Origin of the sequence: Pararhodobacter sp. SW119 (assembly GCF_017811755.1) — a bacterium.
Lineage (GTDB): Bacteria > Pseudomonadota > Alphaproteobacteria > Rhodobacterales > Rhodobacteraceae > Pararhodobacter.
Map to the genome: position 1 here is coordinate 22756 of NZ_JADDJF010000002.1, position 19743 is coordinate 42498.

The 19743-nt window shown below is 68.4% G+C and carries 16 protein-coding genes; 11 read left to right on the forward strand and 5 right to left on the reverse strand.

The genetic code is table 11. The features are described from left to right. Nucleotides 1-134: 134 nt before the first annotated feature. A complete protein-coding gene (gene aroB / locus IM708_RS01960; protein ID WP_209424632.1) occupies nt 135-1250 on the reverse strand; it encodes a 3-dehydroquinate synthase in 1116 nt (371 codons plus the stop codon). 10 nt (nt 1251-1260) lie between these two features. Beyond that, entirely contained in the window at nt 1261-1818 is a 558-nt protein-coding gene (locus tag IM708_RS01965) for a shikimate kinase (RefSeq protein WP_209424633.1), read from the reverse strand. 179 nt (nt 1819-1997) lie between these two features. Between IM708_RS01965 and IM708_RS01970 the strand changes: the two genes are divergently transcribed. The 9 genes from IM708_RS01970 to IM708_RS02010 all read left to right on the forward strand — a co-directional run bounded on the left by IM708_RS01970 (nt 1998) and on the right by IM708_RS02010 (nt 12869). Beyond that, a complete protein-coding gene (locus tag IM708_RS01970; protein WP_209424634.1) occupies nt 1998-2162 on the forward strand; it encodes a hypothetical protein in 165 nt (54 codons plus the stop codon). Nucleotides 2163-2167: 5 nt separating this feature from the next. After that, nucleotides 2168-3742 carry a hypothetical protein gene (locus tag IM708_RS01975; RefSeq protein ID WP_209424635.1) on the forward strand — a complete coding sequence of 525 codons (1575 nt, stop codon included), beginning with the start codon at nt 2168-2170 and terminating at the stop codon, nt 3740-3742. 2 nt (nt 3743-3744) lie between these two features. Continuing rightward, nucleotides 3745-4689 (forward strand): tyrosine recombinase, encoded by a 945-nt coding sequence (locus IM708_RS01980; RefSeq protein WP_209424636.1) that lies wholly within the window; start codon nt 3745-3747, stop codon nt 4687-4689. A 376-nt stretch (nt 4690-5065) separates the two neighbouring features. After that, nucleotides 5066-5830 carry a gamma-glutamyl-gamma-aminobutyrate hydrolase family protein gene (locus IM708_RS01985; protein ID WP_209424637.1) on the forward strand — a complete coding sequence of 255 codons (765 nt, stop codon included), beginning with the start codon at nt 5066-5068 and terminating at the stop codon, nt 5828-5830. Between the two features lie 65 nt (nt 5831-5895). Continuing rightward, the gene (locus IM708_RS01990) at nt 5896-7332 is read left to right on the forward strand and encodes an FAD-linked oxidase C-terminal domain-containing protein (protein ID WP_209424638.1); all 1437 of its coding nucleotides are present in this window, start codon (nt 5896-5898) and stop codon (nt 7330-7332) included. A 239-nt stretch (nt 7333-7571) separates the two neighbouring features. Further along, nucleotides 7572-8678: an FAD-binding protein gene (locus tag IM708_RS01995; protein ID WP_209424639.1), complete on the forward strand. Its 1107-nt coding sequence runs from the start codon at nt 7572-7574 to the stop codon at nt 8676-8678. Nucleotides 8679-8680: 2 nt separating this feature from the next. Then, on the forward strand, nt 8681-9973 hold the full coding sequence (glcF, locus tag IM708_RS02000) for a glycolate oxidase subunit GlcF (protein ID WP_209424640.1): 1293 nt from the start codon (nt 8681-8683) through the stop codon (nt 9971-9973). A 465-nt stretch (nt 9974-10438) separates the two neighbouring features. Next, on the forward strand, nt 10439-12001 hold the full coding sequence (locus IM708_RS02005) for a Wzz/FepE/Etk N-terminal domain-containing protein (protein WP_209424641.1): 1563 nt from the start codon (nt 10439-10441) through the stop codon (nt 11999-12001). 13 nt (nt 12002-12014) lie between these two features. After that, on the forward strand, nt 12015-12869 hold the full coding sequence (locus tag IM708_RS02010) for a CpsD/CapB family tyrosine-protein kinase (protein WP_209424642.1): 855 nt from the start codon (nt 12015-12017) through the stop codon (nt 12867-12869). Between the two features lie 161 nt (nt 12870-13030). Here IM708_RS02010 and IM708_RS02015 read toward each other — a convergent pair whose 3' ends face one another. Continuing rightward, nucleotides 13031-14422, reverse strand: a complete 1392-nt coding sequence (locus IM708_RS02015) for a Do family serine endopeptidase (RefSeq protein ID WP_245242954.1) — start codon at nt 14420-14422, stop codon at nt 13031-13033. A 328-nt stretch (nt 14423-14750) separates the two neighbouring features. Between IM708_RS02015 and IM708_RS02020 the strand changes: the two genes are divergently transcribed. Next, nucleotides 14751-16415, forward strand: coding sequence for an alpha-amylase family glycosyl hydrolase (locus IM708_RS02020; protein ID WP_209424643.1), 1665 nt, complete (start codon nt 14751-14753; stop codon nt 16413-16415). Nucleotides 16416-16641: 226 nt separating this feature from the next. On the opposite strand, the gene IM708_RS02025 is transcribed toward IM708_RS02020, so the two are convergent. Continuing rightward, nucleotides 16642-17862: a deoxyguanosinetriphosphate triphosphohydrolase gene (locus tag IM708_RS02025; protein WP_209424644.1), complete on the reverse strand. Its 1221-nt coding sequence runs from the start codon at nt 17860-17862 to the stop codon at nt 16642-16644. A 95-nt stretch (nt 17863-17957) separates the two neighbouring features. Between IM708_RS02025 and IM708_RS02030 the strand changes: the two genes are divergently transcribed. Continuing rightward, entirely contained in the window at nt 17958-18284 is a 327-nt protein-coding gene (locus IM708_RS02030) for an iron-sulfur cluster assembly accessory protein (protein ID WP_209424645.1), read from the forward strand. Here IM708_RS02030 and IM708_RS02035 read toward each other — a convergent pair whose 3' ends face one another. Further along, entirely contained in the window at nt 18285-19670 is a 1386-nt protein-coding gene (locus IM708_RS02035) for a hypothetical protein (RefSeq protein ID WP_209424646.1), read from the reverse strand. Nucleotides 19671-19743 lie beyond the last annotated feature (73 nt).

Genomic DNA, 19743 nt, shown 5'->3' on the forward strand with positions numbered 1-19743 from the left:
CCTGATGACAAGATGCAGGGCGACGCGCGCCGAAGCCCGGCCGCGCATTGTCCCGTCCTTGCCCGCCAAGATCACGGCCCGGTGACAGACGGGTCAAGAATTCATGAAATTTTCCGGCGGGTGCCGGGGGGGCGCTATCGCGCGGCGTCGAGCAGGGCGCGCAGCTCGGCGGGCGAGACCTCGGCGGTGACGAAGGCCTGGCCGATGTCATGGGCAAGGATGAAGCGCATCCGCCCTTCGACTACCTTCTTGTCCTGCGCCATCAGGGCGATTAGCGCGGCGCTGTCGGGCAGATCGCCCGGAATGTCGGCCAGTTGGCGGCGCATCCCCATCGCCTGCAGATGCGCTGCCACCCGGCTGGGGGCTTCCTGCGGGCAAAGGCCAAGCCGCGCGGACAGATCGAAGGCCAATTGGCAGCCGATTGACACCCCCTCGCCATGCAGAAGGCGGTCGGAATAGCCTGTCGCGGCCTCCAGCGCGTGGCCGAAGGTGTGACCGAGGTTGAGCAGCGCGCGCTCGCCGGTCTCGGTCTCGTCCCGCGCGACGATACCGGCCTTCATCGCGACCGAGCGGCGCACGGCCTCCTGGCGCAGCGCGCGGTCGCCGGCGGCCAGGGCCGGGCCATGCGCTTCGAGCCAGGCGAAGAATTCGGCATCGCCCAGAAGGCCGTATTTCACCACCTCGCCATATCCGGCAAGCAGGTCGCGCGCCGGCAGCGTGTCCAGAAGCGCGATATCGGCCAGCACGAGGCTGGGCTGGTGGAAGGCGCCGACGAGGTTCTTGCCCTGCGCGGTGTTGATGCCGGTCTTGCCGCCGACCGAGCTGTCCACCTGCGCCAGCAGCGTCGTCGGGATCTGCACGAAGCGCACGCCGCGCCGCAGGATCGCGGCGGCGAACCCCGCCAGATCGCCGATCACGCCGCCCCCCAGCGCCACGACGACATCACCGCGCTCGACCTCGGCCTCCAGCAGCCATTCGACCGCGCGCTGCAATTGCGGCCAGCCCTTCGTCGCCTCGCCCGGCGCCAGCGCCAGCGCCTGCAGGGAAATCCCCTGCGCGCGCAGTCCCACCTCGAGCGCCGGCAGATGCAGTGCGGCCACCCGTTCCTCGGTCAGCACGGCGACGCGCGGGCGCCGCAGAAGCGGCGCAATTTCGGTCCCGGCCCGCGCGATCAGGCCCGATCCGATGCGCACGTCATAGCTGCGCGGCCCCAGCGCGACGGTGACGGTGTCGATGGCGTTGTCGATCATGGGCAGCACCTCAGGCGGGGGGCAGGACATCAGGGCGCGCGGCAAGCGCGGCGCGCACCTGCAGCGCGGTCTCCTCGATCGAGGCGTCGGGGCGCACCTCGACGATCAGGTCGGCTTTCGCATAGGCGGGTTCGCGCGCCGCCATCAACTCGGCCAGGGTGCGCTGCGGATCGGGGGTGCGCAGCAGCGGACGCGTGTCCTTGCGCCTCACCCGGCTCCACAGCAGCTCCAGGCTGGCCTTCAGCCAGACCGCAACGCCGCGGTCGTGCACCAGCTGGCGCGTCCCGGCGTTCAGGAACGCCCCGCCGCCGACCGACAGCACGCCCGGCGCCCCGCTCAGCAGCCGACCGATCACCTGCGCCTCCTTCTCGCGGAAGAAGGGCTCACCGTCGCGGGCGAAGATTTCGGCGATGCTGGCATTCGCGGCCATCTCGATCTCGGCATCCGAATCGAGGAAGGGGACGCCGAGGATCCGGGCCAGCTCCCCCCCCACCGCGGTCTTGCCCACACCCATCATGCCGACCATGACCACCGTCTTCCTCAGCCTGCCGCTTCTTGCCGCTGCCATGCCGCGCTGCCGGTTCCAACCTTCGGCCCGACGATGCCGCCGGGCATGTTTTCTCTTGTGCGTGCATTCAATGGCGTGATCTTGACGCGAGTACCATATATAAATCGTCCGGAAATGGCAGGGGCGCCGCCGGCAGGGCGCGCGCCCGGCCCCTCAGAAAAGAAGGCGCAAGCAGCTATATGCCCCGACACGTCGACCGCCCCGGCTTTCTTGGTTACCTCTTCCGTGCGTTATTGCTGCTGGTGGTGATCGCCGGCCTCGGGTTTCTCGCGTTCGCCTATCTCGGCAACCTCGACAGGCCGACCGAGCCGCGCAGCGTCCCGGTCGAGCTGGGAACGGGATAGGCGGCATGTGGCACGGCGCGGCACATCCGAAGCCGATCCGCGTGGTCGTCGCGGTGGCGCTTGCTGCAGGGCTTTGCCCCCTGCCGCTGGCGGCGCAGGGTCCGCTTTCGGCCATCGAATGGCTGCAGGACTCGGTCCTCGTGCCCGATCCGGACGGGCTGCAGCCGGTGACACCGCCGACCGGCGATGCCTGGATGGACGGCGTGATTACCATGCGCCCGCTGGACCGGGTGCAGCCGGATGCGGTCGGCCTTTTCCCGGCGGCGCGGGTCGGGCTGCCGCGCGACTTCTGGCAACCCAGCACGGCCGCGCAACTGGCGCCCTTGGTTCTTGATCTGCCCGAGGATACGCTGCCCGCGCTCAGGACCTTGGCCTATCGGCTGCTGCTGGCCGAATTCGAGGCCCCGGCGGGCGACGCGACCGACGCGCAGACCTCGCCCCTTTTGTCCGCGCGCATCGACAAGCTTTACGAATTCGGCGCGCTCGACCAGGCGGTGGCGCTGCTCGATACGCTCGATTCGCGCGATGCGGCGCTGAAACTGCGCTGGCTGGAAATCGCCCTGCTGCTGGGGGACGAAACCCCGGTCTGCACGCGCGTCCTGCAATCCGAGGCGCCGTTTCCCTTCGAAGCCGCGCGCATCTATTGCCAGGCGCGCAGCGGCGACTGGGCCGGCGCCGAAAGCGCCTACATGGCGGCCGAGGACAGCCTGCCCGCCCCCTATGACCAACTGCTGGCCCGCTTCCTCGAAGTCGAGGGGCATGTCGACCACGAACCCTTGCCCCCCCTCGCCGGACTGCCCGCGCAGTTGAGCCCGCTTGCCTGGCGCATGCGCGAAGCGATCGGCGAATCGGTAGCGACGCATGGTCTGCCGGTCGCCTTCGCGCATGCCGACCTGCGCGGCACCGTTGGCTGGCGCGCGCAGATCGAGGCCGCCGAGCGGCTGGTGCGCTCGGGCGCGCTGACGCCGAACCGGCTGCTGGGCCTTTATACCGAGCGTGCGGCAGCGGCGTCAGGCGGGATCTGGGACCGCGTGCGCACCGTCCAGCGGCTGGAGGCCGCATTGTCGCGCGATGATCCGGACGAGATCGGCGCGGCGCTGATCCATGCCTGGACGCAGATGGCCGCGGCGGAACTCGAAATGGTTCTGGTGTCGCTCTTTACCGGGGCCCTGCGCGACATCCCGCTGGACGGCGACGCGGCCGCGGTCGCGCGCGCGATGAACTACCTGTCCGACGACTACGAGGAGATCGCGCTGGCCGAAACCGGCGAGGATGCGCGCTCCCGCTTGCTCGCCGCCGTGGCGCGTGGACTGCCGCCCGACCCCGAAACCGCCGGCGATCCCACGCAGGCCGCGGTGGTCGAGGCCTTTGCCGAAACGCCGGAAATTCCCGCGACCTCGCACGAGCGCCTGACCGAGGGGCGCAACGGCGAGGAGGCGCTGCGCGTCCTAGGCCGGATCGGCAGCGGCAGCGACCCGCGCATGCTGGGCGAGGGTCTCGCGTTGCTGCGCTATCTGGGGTTCGAGGATATCGCCCGCCGGACCGCCCTGCAGGCGCTGCTGCTGGAACGACGGGGCTAGCCATGCTCCTGTCCGCGCTGGATGCCCGCCACATCAGCACGTTCCTCGAGGCGATGGCCGCGGAAAGCGGCGCGGCGCGCAACACGCTGCTGGCCTATGGGCGCGACCTGCGCGATGCGGCCGGCTGGCTTCAGTCCCGCGGCAGCGATCTGGACCGCGCCGGGCGGGCCGACATCGAAGGCTATCTCATCGCCCTCGACACCGCGGGCATGTCGCGGGCGACACGGGCGCGCCGGCTTTCCGCGCTGAAGCGGTATTTCCGCTTCGCCGTGGAAGAGGGCTGGCGCGCGGATCATCCGGCGCTGCGCATCGACGGCCCCGGCCGCGCCCAGCGACTGCCCGGTACGCTGACCGAGGACGAGGTCGCCGCCCTGCTGGAGGCGGCGCGCACGCATGGCTCCGATGCGGCTAGCCGGGCACGGAACACCTGCCTGTTCGAATTGCTGTATGCGACCGGGCTGCGCGTGTCCGAACTGGTCAGCCTGCCCCATACCGCGCTGCGCGGCGCGCCCGAGATGATGCTGGTGCGCGGCAAGGGGGGCAAGGACCGGATGGTGCCGCTTTCGGATGCCGCGCGCGCGGCGGTCGCCATCTGGCTGGCGCATCGCGACCGTACCGAAGCCGCGGCGCAGAAGCAGGGACGCCCGCCCTCGCGCTTCCTGTTTCCGGCGCGCGGGGCGGCGGGACATCTGAGCCGCGTGCGCTTTCATACGCTGGTCAAGGAAGTCGCTGTCCGCGCCGGGATCGACCCCGACCGTGCCAGTCCGCATGTGCTGCGTCACGCCTTCGCCACGCATCTGCTGGCCGGCGGCGCCGACCTGCGGGTGATCCAGTTGCTGCTGGGCCACGCGGATCTCTCCTCGACCGAGATCTACACCCATGTGCTGGACGCCCGCCTGCGCGCGCTGGTGATGGCCCATCATCCGCTGGCGCGCGAGGGAAGCTAAGGGGGCACCAGCGGATCGCGGCGCAGGCGTCGGACCTGCATGCCCCCCGCGTGAACAGGTGTACGCCCGGTTAACGCCGGAAATTTTGTCTATCTTTTTCAGTGCGTTGAAAAGGGTGTGCAACTTGCACAACCCCCCGCCACCAGGCTTCCGACGCCCCGCGACCCTCTGCGGCGACCGCGGCAACCCTCCGGCGCGGCGCGCACCTGCGGTCGCGGCCGTGCCGCTGCCCGGCCCCGCGGACAGGCGGGCCATCCACTTGTGGAGGGATATGCCTGATCCGGCCCCTGTCGGTGGTCGGGGGAAGGGCCGCGCCCCTTTTCCTCGCTCGCGCAACGCCCTAGAACGTGTCGTACCGCTTGCAAGAAGGATCGCCATGCCGCGCCCGCGCCCCGTTGTCGGCATCATCGGCAACAGCCACATGATCAACGACCAGTACCCCGCCCATGCCGGCGGTACGATGAACAGCCAGGCCATCGCCGAGGTCGCGAACGCGCTGCCCCTGCTTATCCCCTCGGACCCGCGCTTCGTTTCGGTCAACGAGTTGCTGGAGGTCTGCGACGGTTTCCTGCTGACCGGCGGCCGGCCGAACGTCCACCCCGAGGAATACGGCGAGGACCCGACCCCCGCGCACGGCGATTTCGACCGCGGCCGCGATGCCATTGCCCTGCCCCTGGTCCGCGCCTGCGTCGAGCGCGGGCAGCCCTTCCTTGGCGTCTGCCGCGGCTTTCAGGAGGTCAACGTGGCACTGGGCGGCACCCTGCATCCGGAGATCCGCGATCTGCCCGGCCGCATGAACCACCGCATGCCCCCCGACGGCACGATCGAGGAGAAGTTCGCGCTGCGCCATTCGGTCCGCTTCACCGACGGGGGCGTGTTTCACCGGATCCTCGGCGCGGAGGAGGTGATGACGAATTCCCTTCATGGACAGGGCATCAAGACGCCCGGCAAGCGGATCGTAATCGACGGCCACGCCCCGGACGGGACGCCCGAGGCGATCTACGTGAACGACGCTCCCGGCTTTTCCCTGTCCGTTCAGTGGCATCCGGAATGGAATGCGGCCCACGACCCGGTGTCGCGCCCGTTGTTCCAGAAGTTCGGCGAGGCCGTGGGGGAGTGGGCGGCGCGCCGGCGGGGATAAGGACGGGAGGGCTGGACGCACGCACCGATTGGTAATATGTTTTTACCAATGGAGGGGGAGACGCCATGCAGATGCCGGTACCGAATCCGGCCGTGCTGGACCGGCGCGACTGGCTCGTCGCGCGCTTGCAGGAGGTCCTGCCGGCCGACGCCGTGATCCACGACCCGGCCGAGACGCGCGCCTATGAATGCGATGCGCTGACCGCCTATCGCTGCCCGCCGCTGGCCGTCGTGCTGCCCTATACGACCGAGCAGGTCGCCGCGGCGCTGAAGGTCTGTCACGACGCCGGCGTGCCGGTGGTGCCGCGCGGCTCGGGCACCTCGCTGGCCGGGGGCGCGATGCCGACCGCCGACAGCGTGATCCTGGGCGTCGCGCGCCTGCGCGAGGTGCTGGAGGTCGACACACTGAACCGCGCGATCCGGGTGCAGGCGGGGATCACCAACCTCGCCGTCTCGGGCGCGGTCGAGGAGGCGGGCTTTTTCTACGCCCCCGACCCGTCGAGCCAACTGGCCTGCGCCATCGCCGGCAACATCGCGATGAATTCGGGCGGGGCGCATTGTCTGAAATACGGGGTCACCACCAACAACCTGCTGGGCGTGACGATGGTCCTGATGGACGGCACGGTGGTCGAACTGGGCGGGCCATACATGGATGCCGGCGGGCTGGACCTGCTGGGCGTCGTCTGCGGCTCCGAAGGGCAGCTGGGCGTGGTGACCGAAGCCTGGTTGCGCATCCTGCCCAAGCCCGAGGGCGCGCGCCCCGTGCTGATCGGCTTTGATTCCAACGAGGTGGCGGGCGCCTGCGTGTCGGACATCATCAAGGCAGGCGTCCTGCCGGTGGCGATCGAGTTCATGGACCGGCCCTGCATCCGCGCCACCGAGGATTTCGCTAAGGCCGGCTACCCGGACTGCGAGGCGCTGCTGATCGTCGAGGTGGAGGGCAGCGGTCCCGAGATCGACGAGCAGCTAGGCCTGATCCGCCAGATCGCGGCGAAGCACGCCCCGGTCGAGTTCCGCGAAAGCGGGTCCGAGGCCGAGTCGGCGCGCATCTGGCTGGGGCGCAAGTCGGCCTTCGGCGCGATGGGCAACATCAACGACTACATGTGCCTCGACGGGACGATCCCGGTTTCCGCCCTGCCCTTCGTGCTCAAGCGCATCAAGGAGATGAGCGGCGAGGTCGGGCTGGATGTCGCCAATGTTTTCCACGCCGGCGACGGCAACATGCACCCGCTGATCCTGTTCGACGCCAACAAGCCCGGCGATCTGGAGAAATGCGAGGCGTTCGGGGCCGAGATCCTGAAGCTCTGCGTCGAGGTAGGCGGCTGCCTGACCGGCGAGCACGGCGTGGGGATCGAGAAGCGCGACCTGATGACGGTGCAATACGATCCGGCCGATCTGGAGGCGCAGATGCGCATCAAGGATGTCTTCGATCCGCGCTGGCTCCTTAACCCCGCCAAGGTCTTTCCGCTGGCGGCGAGCGATACGCGCCGGGCGGCGGCGTGAACGTTGCGGCGGTTCTGCCCGGGTGCGCGGCCCGAAAGCCGGACCATTCCGCCGGACCTGCCGCAGCTTCGGCATCACGTCTATACGCGATTTTCGCACAGAGCTGCGCGCACCGCTCATCCATGCGCAACGCGGGCGGTGACGCAGGCGCCCTGCCCCCGGCCGATCGGTTCGCAAACCGACAGTTTCCGCAATGGATATTTAGGGACAGATGAAGGGGCGAGATGAGGGTGGAGGCGATGCGTCCGAGCGATGAGGCGGAACTGGCCGAGGCGGTCCGGGGGGCCGGCGGGGCGCTGCGGATCGTCGGCGGCGGCACGCGGCCGGTGGGGCGGCCGGTCTCGGGCGCGGCGCTGTCCACGGCGGGGCTGGCGGGCATCCGGCTTTACGAGCCCGGCGCGCTGACGCTGGTCGCCGGGGCGGGCACGCCCTTGGCCGAGGTCGAGGCGGCGCTGGCGGCCGAGGGGCAGCGGCTGCCCTTCGAGCCGATGGATCATCGCGGTCTGCTGGGCACCGAAGGCGAGCCGACCATCGGGGGCGTCGTGGCGGCCAATGCCTCGGGGCCGCGGCGGGTGCAGGCGGGGGCGTGCCGGGACAGCCTGATCGGGGCGCGCTTTGTCGACGGTTCGGGCCAGGTCACACGCAACGGCGGGCGGGTGATGAAGAACGTCACCGGCTATGACCTGGTGAAGCTGATGGCGGGGTCCTGGGGCACGCTGGGGGTGCTGACCGAGGTCGCCTTCAAGGTCCTGCCCGCGCCCGAGGCCGCGACGACGCTGGTGCTGGAGGGGCTGGCGCCCGAAGCGGCGGTGGCGGCGATGGCAGCGGCCCTGGGGTCACCTTTCGAGGTCAATGGCGCGGCGCACTTGCCCGACGGGCGGACGCTGCTGCGGCTGGATGGGTTCGCGGCGTCGGTCGCCTACCGGGCCGGCGCGCTGGCGGCGCATCTGGGCCGGTTCGGCGCGGCCGGGCGGGTCGAGGGCGCGGAGAGCGCGGCGCTGTGGGTCGCGGTGCGCGATGTGGCTGCGTTTCACGGCGCGGCGGGCAATGTCTGGCGGCTGGCCACGCGCCCCTCGGACGCGCCGGGGCTCGCGGCCAAGGCCGGCGGGCAGGCGCTGTACGACTGGGGCGGGGGCCTTCTGTGGCTGCTGCTGCCTGAGGGCACGGACTTACGCGCGAAGCTGGGGCCGTTTGCCGGCCATGCGACGCTGGTGCGCGCGTCCCACGCGACGCGCGCCACGATTGCGCCCTTCCCGCCCGAACCCGCGCCGGTGGCGGCGCTGTCGGCAGGGCTGCGGGCGCGGTTCGATCCACGCGGCATCCTCAATCCCGGGCTGATGGAGTAGACATGCAGACGAATTTCTCGGCCAGGCAGTTGCAGGACCCGGCGATCGCGCGGTCGAACGAGGTGCTGCGCGCCTGCGTGCATTGCGGTTTCTGCACGGCGACCTGCCCGACCTATGCGGTGCTGGGGGATGAGTTGGACAGCCCGCGCGGGCGCATCTACCTGATCAAGGACATGCTGGAGAGCGGGCGGCCGGCGGACGAGAAAACCGTCAAGCACATCGACCGCTGCCTCAGTTGCCTCGCCTGCATGACCACCTGCCCGTCGGGCGTGCATTACATGCATCTGGTTGACCATGCGCGGGTGCATATCGAGCGGACCTACCGGCGGCCCTGGCGCGACCGGGCGCTGCGCTGGGTGCTGGCGCAGGTGATCCCCTACCCCACGCGGTTCCGGCTGGCGCTGCTGGGCGCAAAGATCGGGCGGCCGTTCGCGCGGCTGATGCCGGATGCGCGGCTGCGCGCGATGCTGGCGATGGCGCCGCGCCAAGTGCCGCCGGTCAGCCGCAACGACGACCCGCAGGTGTTCCCGGCGCAGGGCGAACGGCGGATGCGGGTGGCGCTGATGACCGGCTGCGCGCAGAAGGCGCTGAACACCGACATCAACGACGCGACGATCCGCCTGCTGACGCGGCTGGGCTGCGAGGTCGTGGTGGCCGAGGGCGCCGGCTGCTGCGGGGCGCTGACGCATCACATGGGGATGGAGGGCGCGGCGCACCGGGCGGCGGCGGCGAATATTCGCGCCTGGATGAAGGAAAAGCACGGCGCGGGGCTGGATGCGGTGGTGATCAACACCAGCGGTTGCGGGACCACGGTCAAGGACTACGGCCACATGTTCCGCACCGATGCGCGACTGGCCGAGGATGCGGCGACGGTGGCGGGGCTGGCGAAGGATGTGAGCGAGGTGCTGGTGCGCTTGAGCCCCGAGGCCCGCGCGCCCGAGCCGCTGCGCGTGGCCTACCACGCCGCCTGCTCGCTCCAGCACGGCCAGCAGATCAAGACCGCACCGAAGGATCTGCTGCGGGCGGCGGGGTTCGAGGTGGTGGAGCCGAAGGATCCGCATCTCTGCTGCGGCTCGGCCGGGACCTACAACCTGCTCCAGCCAGAGATCTCGGCCGAGTTGAAGCGGCGCAAGATCGCGACGCTGGAGGCGAAGGCGCCGCAGGTGATCGCCGCAGGCAATATCGGCTGCATGATGCAGATCGGCGGCGGCACCAGCGTTCCGGTGGTGCATACGGTGGAGTTGATGGACTGGGCCACCGGCGGACCGAAGCCGCGAGCGATGATCGCTGACTGACCGATTTCATGGCAAGGCCCGACCGGCGGCCCTGCGTCGAGGGGGCACGGACAGGATCTGTCGGAATTGTGGTGCGTTCTGAACGGTTGTGAAATATTCTCATTCTAGAACGGAGCCGCGCCTGCTTTGGGCGTGCCGAGGGATATTAGCGTGTGTCTGGAGTGAGTCGCGTTGTCATGCAGCATTACCAGGACAGGGGGGTGTACCCCCTAGCCGGAAGCGACCTTGCCGGTCGGGCGGTAGCCCGGCGGCAGGCGCGCGCGGCCCCCGGGCGGTGCGGGGCGGCTCGGGTTGCCGTGGCAAGCGCAGCCCGCAAGGCGGTTCATCAATCCGTGATTCGCCTTGACCTCGAACTTCTGGCTGATAACGGCTTGATTTTCGAGGTCGTGCCCGGCCCCGGCGGGATCGGGCGTGGACAAGGGCTCCGGCAGGGCGTGAGCTTCGCGCCGCCCGGAGGGAGATACGATGACGATTGACCTGCGTTTTCTGTTCAAGCTCTTCCTGCGGCGGCTCCATTATCTGCTGCTGGTGGCGCTGCCCGTCGCGGTGGCGGGCGTCTGGCTGGCCTACAACCTGCCGCCCAGCTACAGCGCCGAGGCGCGGCTGCTGGTGGAATCGCCGCAGGTGCCGTCGGATCTTGCCGCCTCGACAATGCGCGCCGAAACCGCCGAGGTGCTTCAGGTGATCTCGCAGCGGATCCTGACGCGGGCGAACATGCTGGACCTGTCGCGCGAGTTCCGCCTGCATGCCGACCAGGCCGACATGAACGCCGACGCGATCGTGGCCGACATGCGCCGGCGCGCACGGATCAGCCTGCCCGGTCGCGGCGCGGCGGCGAGTTTCGTCAATGTCTCGTTTACGGGCAGCAATCCGCGCGTCGTGACCGAGGTGACAAACGAACTGGTCACGCGGATCCTGCGCGAGAACGTCGCGCTGCGCACCGCTACCACAACCCAGACCCTGCAATTCTTCGACGAGGAAGTGAGCCGGCTGGAAGACGATCTGACCCGCCAGACCGGGCGGATCATCGAGTTCCAGGAAGCCAACCGCGACGCCCTGCCCGACAGCCTCGCGTTCCGGCGGGCGCGGCAGACCACGCAGCAGGAACGGCTGTTGCAGCTTGAACGTGACCTGGCCTCCTTGCGCGACCGGCGGGAGCGGCTGGTGTCGTTGTTCGAGCGGACAGGACGCATCGACGTGGACCCCGCCACGTTGACGGCCGAGCAGCGCCAGCTGCGCGAGTTACAGAACCAGCTGTCGAATGCGCAGGCGATCTTTGCGCCCGACAACCCGCGCATCCGCGTGCTGCGCCGCCAGATCGAGGCGCTGGAGGAAACGGTCGCCACTCAGGCGGCGGACATGCCCGGCGAATCCGAGGGCATGACGCTTTACGACATGCAGCTTTCCGACATCGACGGACAAATCCAATTCATTCGGGCCCAGATCGACTCTATCCAGGCCGAGGTGGAGGGTTTGCGCGTCACCATCGAGGCGACACCCTCGAACGCGATTGCGCTGAATGCGCTGGAACGCGACCTGGCCAATATCCAGGCGCAGTACAACCAGGCCATCGCCCGCCGGGCCCAGGCGCGCACGGGCGAGCGGATCGAAGCGCAATCGCGCGGGCAGCGCATCATCGTTCTGGAATACGCCTCGGTTCCCGACGAGCCGAGTCGGCCGAACCGGCGCGCCCTGGCGGCCGCCGGAGTTGGCGGCGGGTTGGCCATGGGATTCGGTTTCGTCACGCTGCTGGAGCTTCTGAAAACCGCCGTGCGCCGCCCCGCTGAGATCACCGCGCGCATGGGCGTGCCGCCCTTCGCCAGCATTCCCTATCTGCGCAGCCGCCGGCAGATCCTGGTTCGGCGCGTGACGATCTGGGGGCTCCTGATACTCGTCTCCGTGGGTGCGGCGGCGGGACTTTATGTGTTCGATCAACAAGTGATGCCGCTTGACATGGCTTTCGACCGCGTGCTGAGCCGCACCGGCATCGAGGGCCTTATCGCGCTTTTCCGCGGCGCGGCGCAGTAACGGAGGCGTGGCGATGGACTTCATCCAGGCGGCGATCGAGCGCGCCCGCGAGGAGCGGCGACGCCGAACCGAGAACGCGCGCGAAGCACCCGCGCGCCCCCGGTCACCGCACAAGGCCACCGTCGCGAACGTCGAGACGCCACCGGACCGGGACGCGCTCTGGGCCGAACTGACCGAGTTTCAACCGCGCGACAAGCGGCTGGAGCGCAACTTGATCGTGTCGCAGCGCGCCGGTCCGCAAGCCAAGCATTTCGACATGATCCGCACGCGCCTGCTGCACCAGTTGCGGGCGAACAACTGGCGGCGAGTGGCGATCACCTCGCCCGGCAGCGCCTGCGGCAAGACGACGCTTGCGCTGAACCTGGCCCTGAGCCTGGGACGGCAGCCCGATCTCTACACGTTGCTGGCCGAGTTCGATCTGCGCCGCCCCGCGATGGCCGATCTCATCGGACTGGGGGGCGGGCGGCAATTCTCGAACGTGCTGGCGGGCGACGCGAGCGCCGAGGAACATCTGATCCGGATCGGCAGCAACCTGGCGCTGGCTACGAACCGGCGGCCGGTGCCCGATGCGGCGGAACTGCTGCAGGGGGTGAAGGCGGGCCTGGCGATGGACGCGATCGAGGCGAAGTTCGCGCCCGACGTGGTGATCTGCGATATGCCTCCCCTGCTGCTGACCGATGACACGATGGCCTTCATCGACCAGATCGATTGCGTGCTGCTGGTCGCCGCCGCCGAACGGACCAACATGGAAGAGATCGAGAAATGCAGCGCGGAACTGGCCGCGCGCTGCAATTTCCTGGGCGTCGTTCTGAACAAGTGCCGCTATCTGGAACGGTCCGAATCCTACGGCTACGGCTACGGCTACTGACCCGACGCCCTGCCCGGCTGGCGGGACGGACGTCGCCCGTCGACGCTACGGAAAGCGCGCCCATCCGCCCAGCCAAGACGTGAAAACGCCCGCGCCGGACCGGCGCGGGCGTTTCGTGTCTCGCTTCCCGGCGTCGACTTGCGCAGGCTCAAAGCAGCGCTTCAGTCCTCCAGCGACAGCGCAACGAAGCGCGGATCCTCGCCCCGGCGCACCATCAGCAGGATCGTGCGCCGCCCGGCATCGCGCGCTTCCTGCACACGGTCCTGGAAATCGGCGACCGATGCGACCGGCTGCTGACCGGCCTCGGTGATCAGATCCCCGGGGCGCAGGCCCTTCGATTCGGCATCGGTGCCGGCCTCGACAGACCGGACCAGGAGGCCCTCCATGCCGGCGGGCAAGCCCAGTTCCTGGCGCGCTTCCGGGGTCAGCGGGGCAAGCTCCATGCCCATGACCTGCGCCGGGGCTACCGGGGCCGAGGGGCGCGGCGCAACGGCAGTGCCATCCTCGCGCAGGCCGAGCACGACCTCGATCGTCGCCTCCGAGCCGTCGCGGAAGACCACCACCTCGACCGCACGGCCGACGCCGGCGTCGGCAACGCGCCGCACCAGATCGCGCGTGTCGGCCACGTCCCCGCCATCGAAGCGCAGGATCACGTCGCTGGCCTGCATGCCCGCATCGCGCGCGGGGCCGTCCATCACTTCGGTCACCAGCGCGCCGTTCGGCCGGTCCAGACCCAGCGCGTCGGCCACGTCATCGGTCACGTCCTGAATGCGCACACCCAGCCAGCCGCGCCGCGTCGCGCCGAATTCGCGTAACTGGTCGACGACGCGCGTCGCCACCGCCGAGGACATGGCAAAGCCGATGCCGATCGAGCCGCCGGTGGGTGACAGGATCGCGGTGTTCACGCCGATCACCTCGCCATCCATGTTGAACAGTGGCCCGCCCGAGTTGCCGCGGTTGATCGCCGCGTCGGTCTGCAGGAAGTCATCGAAATTGCCCTGCAGCGCCCGCCCCTTGGCCGAGATGATCCCGGCCGAGACCGAAAAGCCCTGCCCCAACGGGTTGCCGACCGCGATGACCCATTCACCGACGCGCGCGGCTTCGCTGTCGCCCCACATCACATGCGGCAGCTCGTCATCCGGTTCGACCTTGAGAAGCGCGATATCGGTGGCCGGGTCGGTGCCGACCAGTTCGGCGATCAAGGTGCGGCCCGAAAAGAACTCGACCGAAATCTCGTCCGCGCCTTCGATCACGTGGTTGTTGGTCACGATGTAGCCGTCGCCCGAGATCACGAAGCCCGATCCCAGCGACTGGCTTTGCCGCGGGCGCGGCTGCTGCGGCTGCCCCTCGCGGTTGAAGAACTCCTCGAAGAATTCCTGAAAGGGCGACCCTTCGGGCAGGCGGGGGGCACCCGGCGCCAGTTCGGTCGCGACCCGCGTCGAGGTGGTGATGTTCACCACCGCCGGGCTGACCTCCTCGGCCAGGTCGGCAAAGCTGATCGGGCGATCCTGCGGCTCCTGTGCGAAGGCCGGCAAGGCCAGCGCCAGAACCATGAGCATCACCAGAAGATGCGCGAAAAGCGGCCAGCCCTGTCGTTGCGGCCGCGCGGCGGCCAGCGCGACGGCGGGTTTGCCGGCCGCGGATTGATCACGATCTGTCGTCATGCGAACCTCTCTCATTTCGTCGCGGCCGGCCTGTGCGCACGCCGGGAAAACGCGATTCTGCCTGCAAGATAGGCACAAAATCGGCAGACGCAAATCGCCTCGCGTCTTCTCAAGCGATGGTGAAGGCGCGTGGTTCCCGCGATTGACAGCGCCCGGCGCTTGCAGGCAAAGCAGAATCCCCGATGAACGGCCTGACCGAACCAACGCAGAGGACGCCATGAACCTGAGCAGCCGGATCGCAGCCCCGCGGACAGGTACGGAATGGTGGCGCGGCGCGGTCATCTATCAGATCTATCCGCGCAGCTTTCAGGATTCCAACGGGGATGGAATCGGCGATCTTGGCGGCATCCTCGACCGGTTGGAGCATGTGTCGAAGCTGGGCGCCGACGCGATCTGGATCTCGCCCTTCTTCCCCTCGCCGATGCGAGATTTCGGTTATGACGTTTCGGATTACTGCGAGGTCGATCCGATGTTCGGCACGCTCGCCGATTTCGACCGCGTCATCGCGCAGGCGGGCGAACTGGGCCTGAAGGTGCTGATCGACCTCGTTTTCAACCATACCTCGGACCAGCATCCATGGTTCCGCGAAAGCCGCGCCAGCCGCGACAATCCGCGGTCGAACTGGTATGTCTGGTCCGATCCGCGCCCGGACGGCACGCCGCCCAACAACTGGCTGTCCATCTTCGGCGGGACGGCCTGGCAGTGGGACTCGCGGCGCTGCCAGTACTACCTGCATAACTTCCTGACCTCGCAGCCCGACCTGAACTTTCACGAGCCGGCGGTGCAGGACGCGCTTCTGGATGTCGCACGCTTCTGGCTGGATCGCGGGGTCGCGGGTTTCCGGCTGGACACGATCAATTTCTATGCCCACGACGCCGAGTTGCGCGACAATCCGGCGCTGCCGCCGGAGCGGCGCAACGACACGATCGCCCCGGCAGTGAACCCCTACAATCACCAGGAACATCTCTACAGCAAGAACCGGCCCGAGACGCCGCTGTTCCTGGGGCGCCTGCGTGTGCTGCTGGACGAATACGACGCGATTGCTCTGGGCGAGGTCGGCGACGCGCAACACGGCATCGAGCTTCTGGGCGAATACACGGCCGGGTCTGACCGCGTGCAGATGTGCTACGCGTTCGAATTCCTGGCGCCCGAGGCCCCCGACGCGGCAAGCGTGGCCGCGGTGATCAACCGCATGGACCAGGTGGCCGCCGACGGCTGGGCCTGCTGGGCGTTCTCCAACCACGATGTCGCGCGCCACGTCAGCCGCTGGCACCTGAGCCCCGCGGCGTTGCGGGCCTATGCGAAGCTGATGATCTGCCTGCGCGGTACGGTCTGCCTCTACCAGGGCGAGGAACTGGGTCTGGCCGAGGCCGAACTGCCCTTCGAAGCCCTGCGCGACCCCTACGGGATCGAATTCTGGCCCGAATATCGCGGACGCGACGGTTGCCGCACCCCGATGGTATGGGACGAACACGCGCCCGCTGGCGGGTTCAGCACCGGGCTCCCGTGGTTGCCGGTGTCGCCCGCGCATCTGCCGCTGGCAACGGCGACGCAGGAAGCCGATCCCGGCGCGTTGCTGCATCATTATCGGCGGGCCATCGCCCTGCGCCACGCGCACCCGGCGCTGGCCATCGGCAGTATCGCGCGGGCGCGGGCGGAGGGTTCGGTCCTGACCTTCGATCGCCGGCACGCGGGCGAGGAGATCCGCTGCGCCTTCAACCTTTCGGACCGGCCGACCAGCGTTGATCTGCCAGGCGGGTCATGGCTCGCGATCGACGCGGAACCAGCCGTTGGACAGGTGCACGCCGGGGGGCCGATGGAACTCGGCCCCTGGCAAGCCTGCCTGCTGCTGCGGCAGGAGGCGCCGAGCAGCACCGCGTGATAGGCGCGGCCTGAAGTCGGGGCCTGATTCTTGGCGTTTCCGTGCTACCGGGGGCCGGTGTCGCACCACGTCGACAGGGCTTCGGTCAAAAGTTTCATTGCGGTTAATTTTGCGACTTTTCATATTTATATCAATGCTTTGTCGAAGCGTCCAAATTTGGACACCTGCGCCACGGTGCCCGCTGGAACGCTTGTAGGCAAGAATTACCGAGGAAGCGACGCGCCGGTCAGCCCTGCCCCGAAACGATGTAGCGCGTGAAGCGCGCCGCGTCCGAGCCCAGCAGGCGCGCGTGTTCCTGCAGCGCGAAGCGGTCGGTCATTCCGGCGACGTAGTCCGCGACGACGCGGGCCAGCGCCGCCTCGTCCCCTGCCCCCGCCACATCGGCGCGCCATTCCGCGGGCAGCAGGTCCGCGTCGCGCAGATAGAGCAGGAAGAGATCGCGCACGACCTCGGTCACCTCGGCCCGCATCGCCACGACCTTGGGGGCGCGGTACATCCGTTCAAAAAGGAAGCGCCGGATCACCTTCAATTCGCGGAACAGACGGTCGGAGAAGCGAATGATGGTGACGCCCAGGGCGCGCACCGCATCCGCGTCCGTCGGCTCCGCCGCCTGCAGCCGGTGGCGCGCGACGGCAATCACATCCTCGACCATCGTGCCGAAGACGCGGCGCAGCGCCTCGTGTCGGCGTCGCATGGGCTCGATCCCGGGATAGAGCGAGTCGACCTCGGCAAAGGCAGGCCCGGTGATCGGCAGGTCGATCAGGTCGTCCTCGGTGAAAAGACCGGAACGCAGCCCATCATGCAGGTCATGGTGATTGTAGGCCACATCGTCGGCAATCGCCGCGACCTGCGCTTCGGCCGAGGCATGGGTGTGCAGGTCCAGATCGTGCAGGGCGTTGTAATCGACCAGCGCCGCCGGCAACGGCCCCTTGCGCGGCGTGCCCTCGGCGTCGACCAGCGGACCGTTGTGCTTGGCGATGCCTTCCAGCGTCTCCCAGGTCAGGTTCAACCCGTCGAACTCGGCATAGTGCCGCTCAAGCCGTGTCACGATGCGCAGCGCCTGGGCGTTGTGGTCGAACCCGCCATAGGGTGCCATCAGCTCGGCCATCGCCTCCTCTCCGGTATGGCCGAAGGGGGTATGGCCCAGATCATGGGCCAGCGCGATTGCCTCGGCCAGATCGGTGTTCAATCCCAGCGCAGCGGCCAGCGTCCGCGCCACCTGCGCCACCTCGATCGAATGGGTAAGCCGCGTGCGGTAATAGTCCCCCTCGTGCTCGATGAAGACCTGCGTCTTGTGCTTGAGCCGCCGAAAGGCCGAGGAGTGGATGATCCGGTCGCGGTCTCGCTGGAACTCCGAGCGAAAGGTCGAGATCCGCTCAGGATGTAGCCGGCCACGACTGAGAGCCGGATCGGCGGCGAAGGCGGCGGTCGTCTGGCTGACGGTCATCAAGGCTCCTGTCGGGGGCGGGCTTGTCCGACGCCGCCCGTCCGCTTATATCCGAGCGAGCCTATCGGATAAATGTCGAAAGCAGCAGCCAACGCATGAACCTTCCCCCGAAAGTGACTGATCGCGCCTTTGCCCGGCTTGCCGAGATTGCAGAGGATGCCGGCGAAGCGCGGCCCCTGCGAGTCGCCGTCGCCGGTGGCGGCTGTTCGGGCTTTCAGTACGAGATCACCTTGGACGAGCCTGCCGAGGATGACCTGGTGCTGGAAAAGGACGGCCAGCGTGTGCTGGTCGATCCGGTCTCACTGCCCTTTCTGTCGAACGCGGTGATCGATTTCTCCGACGAGTTGATCGGCGCCCGGTTCGTGATCGAGAACCCGAACGCCGCGTCGAGCTGCGGCTGCGGTATCAGTTTCTCGATGTAATCATCTTCGGGCCGCCGCAACGACCGCGCTGAGGGGCGCAGGCGTGGCGGATGTCCCGGCAGTACGGCCGGCGCGCTGCATCAACGCCTCCAGCATCAACGAATGTGCCGCACGTCCCAGCAGCGCGACCGACGCGCCGCCGCTGGCTGCCTTCGCCGTCAGATCGAAGCGCGAAAGGACAGCGGCGCGGTCCGCCGACGCCGCATCGATCTGCTCGAACACGCGCACTGTCGTTTCAGACTCGGGGAAGCTTGTATTCCCGTCTCGCACCACGATCGCCAAGCCCGACGCCTCGAGTGTTCCCAAGAGCCTCTCTCGCGTAGCTGGATCGGCGGGCCACGAAGCGGCCGGCGGGGCGATCCATCCCACCGCGTAGGGCAACGCCCGGCGTTGGTTCGAAATTGCGCCGGTGGTGATCGGCGCCGTCGCCAGAATTGCCACCTCATGCCCGGCAGAACGGTAGCCGCCGGCGCGGCGTGGTGCATCCGGATCCGACGGATCCAGCGCAACCGTAACTGGCGCTGCCAGCGTCAGAAGGTCGGCTTCGGCCTGCGGATCTGCCGGCGCGTCGATCACGATGACCGCATAGATCGGACGTCCCTCGGGCGCGTCGAACGCCGCCGCGAACTGGCGCCACGCGGGCAAGGGTTCGGCGGAGCGATCGACAGATGTCTCGGGACCGGCCAGGGGCATCTCCCCCTCTTTCGTAAATTCGATTGCCGCTTCAGGCGACCCTGCCGGAGCCAGTCGCGCCGCTTCAGTCGCCAGCGCCCGCACCTCGCCTGACGATTCGACTTCAGGCTCCTGCTCACCGCTGTTCAGTGCAGATTGCGTCGCGTCTGGCTCTTGCTCCCGCGGATGTGCCGTTGCCGAATCGGGCGTCGGCTCGGGTGCTTCGCCTGTCGATGACGTGGCTGGTGGAGGCACCGATTCAACCGTTGGAGTGTCAGGCGCCGCTGGATCAGGTGGTGACCGGGTTGCGCCCAATTCCGTCCCGGGTGACGCAAGCGCGGTCGCAGGGGGATCGGCGGCTCCGTTGGCTTCCGTCCTACCCTTCGGTCTGTCAGCTGCGTCACCAGCATCTGAACCGGGCACCGACGCACTCAGATCATGGGCTTCCAGAGCAGTCGTATCTTCAACATCTTCAATAGTGGCGCGCATTTCCGAAGGATCTTGAGCGGACTCCTCGACGCCGGATAGCTCTGGGGCGCGTAGAACATCGGTTTCTTCGACCAGCGTCTGCGAAGAAGCATCTTCGATTGGCGTGGTCTCGCCGGACAAGAGCGGCGGCGTCTCGGGAACCGGCGGCAGCGTCAACGAAAGCGCCACGAAACCTGCCGTAACGACAGCCAATCCCGTCACGATACCTCCGAAAACTCCGCTCATTGCGTGCCTCTCCATGTTTCGTGCTTCGTTTACCGGTCGATGGCCATGGATTCGACCCTTTTCTACCAAGGCA

Bases quoted from the DNA above. Each gene is read 5' to 3' on its own strand.
- IM708_RS02010 (WP_209424642.1), top strand. From the start codon at position 12,015: ATGGACTTCATCCAGGCGGCGATCGAGCGCGCCCGCGAGGAGCGGCGA.
- IM708_RS01995 (WP_209424639.1), top strand. From the start codon at position 7,572: ATGCGTCCGAGCGATGAGGCGGAACTGGCCGAGGCGGTCCGGGGGGCC.
- IM708_RS01965 (WP_209424633.1), bottom strand. From the start codon at position 1,818: ATGGCAGCGGCAAGAAGCGGCAGGCTGAGGAAGACGGTGGTCATGGTC.
- IM708_RS02030 (WP_209424645.1), top strand. From the start codon at position 17,958: ATGAACCTTCCCCCGAAAGTGACTGATCGCGCCTTTGCCCGGCTTGCC.
- IM708_RS02035 (WP_209424646.1), bottom strand. From the start codon at position 19,670: ATGAGCGGAGTTTTCGGAGGTATCGTGACGGGATTGGCTGTCGTTACG.
- IM708_RS02005 (WP_209424641.1), top strand. From the start codon at position 10,439: ATGACGATTGACCTGCGTTTTCTGTTCAAGCTCTTCCTGCGGCGGCTC.
- IM708_RS01980 (WP_209424636.1), top strand. From the start codon at position 3,745: ATGCTCCTGTCCGCGCTGGATGCCCGCCACATCAGCACGTTCCTCGAG.
- IM708_RS02020 (WP_209424643.1), top strand. From the start codon at position 14,751: ATGAACCTGAGCAGCCGGATCGCAGCCCCGCGGACAGGTACGGAATGG.
- IM708_RS02025 (WP_209424644.1), bottom strand. From the start codon at position 17,862: ATGACCGTCAGCCAGACGACCGCCGCCTTCGCCGCCGATCCGGCTCTC.
- glcF (WP_209424640.1), top strand. From the start codon at position 8,681: ATGCAGACGAATTTCTCGGCCAGGCAGTTGCAGGACCCGGCGATCGCG.
- aroB (WP_209424632.1), bottom strand. From the start codon at position 1,250: ATGATCGACAACGCCATCGACACCGTCACCGTCGCGCTGGGGCCGCGC.
- IM708_RS01990 (WP_209424638.1), top strand. From the start codon at position 5,896: ATGCAGATGCCGGTACCGAATCCGGCCGTGCTGGACCGGCGCGACTGG.
- IM708_RS02015 (WP_245242954.1), bottom strand. From the start codon at position 14,422: ATGGTTCTGGCGCTGGCCTTGCCGGCCTTCGCACAGGAGCCGCAGGAT.
- IM708_RS01985 (WP_209424637.1), top strand. From the start codon at position 5,066: ATGCCGCGCCCGCGCCCCGTTGTCGGCATCATCGGCAACAGCCACATG.
- IM708_RS01975 (WP_209424635.1), top strand. From the start codon at position 2,168: ATGTGGCACGGCGCGGCACATCCGAAGCCGATCCGCGTGGTCGTCGCG.
- IM708_RS01970 (WP_209424634.1), top strand. From the start codon at position 1,998: ATGCCCCGACACGTCGACCGCCCCGGCTTTCTTGGTTACCTCTTCCGT.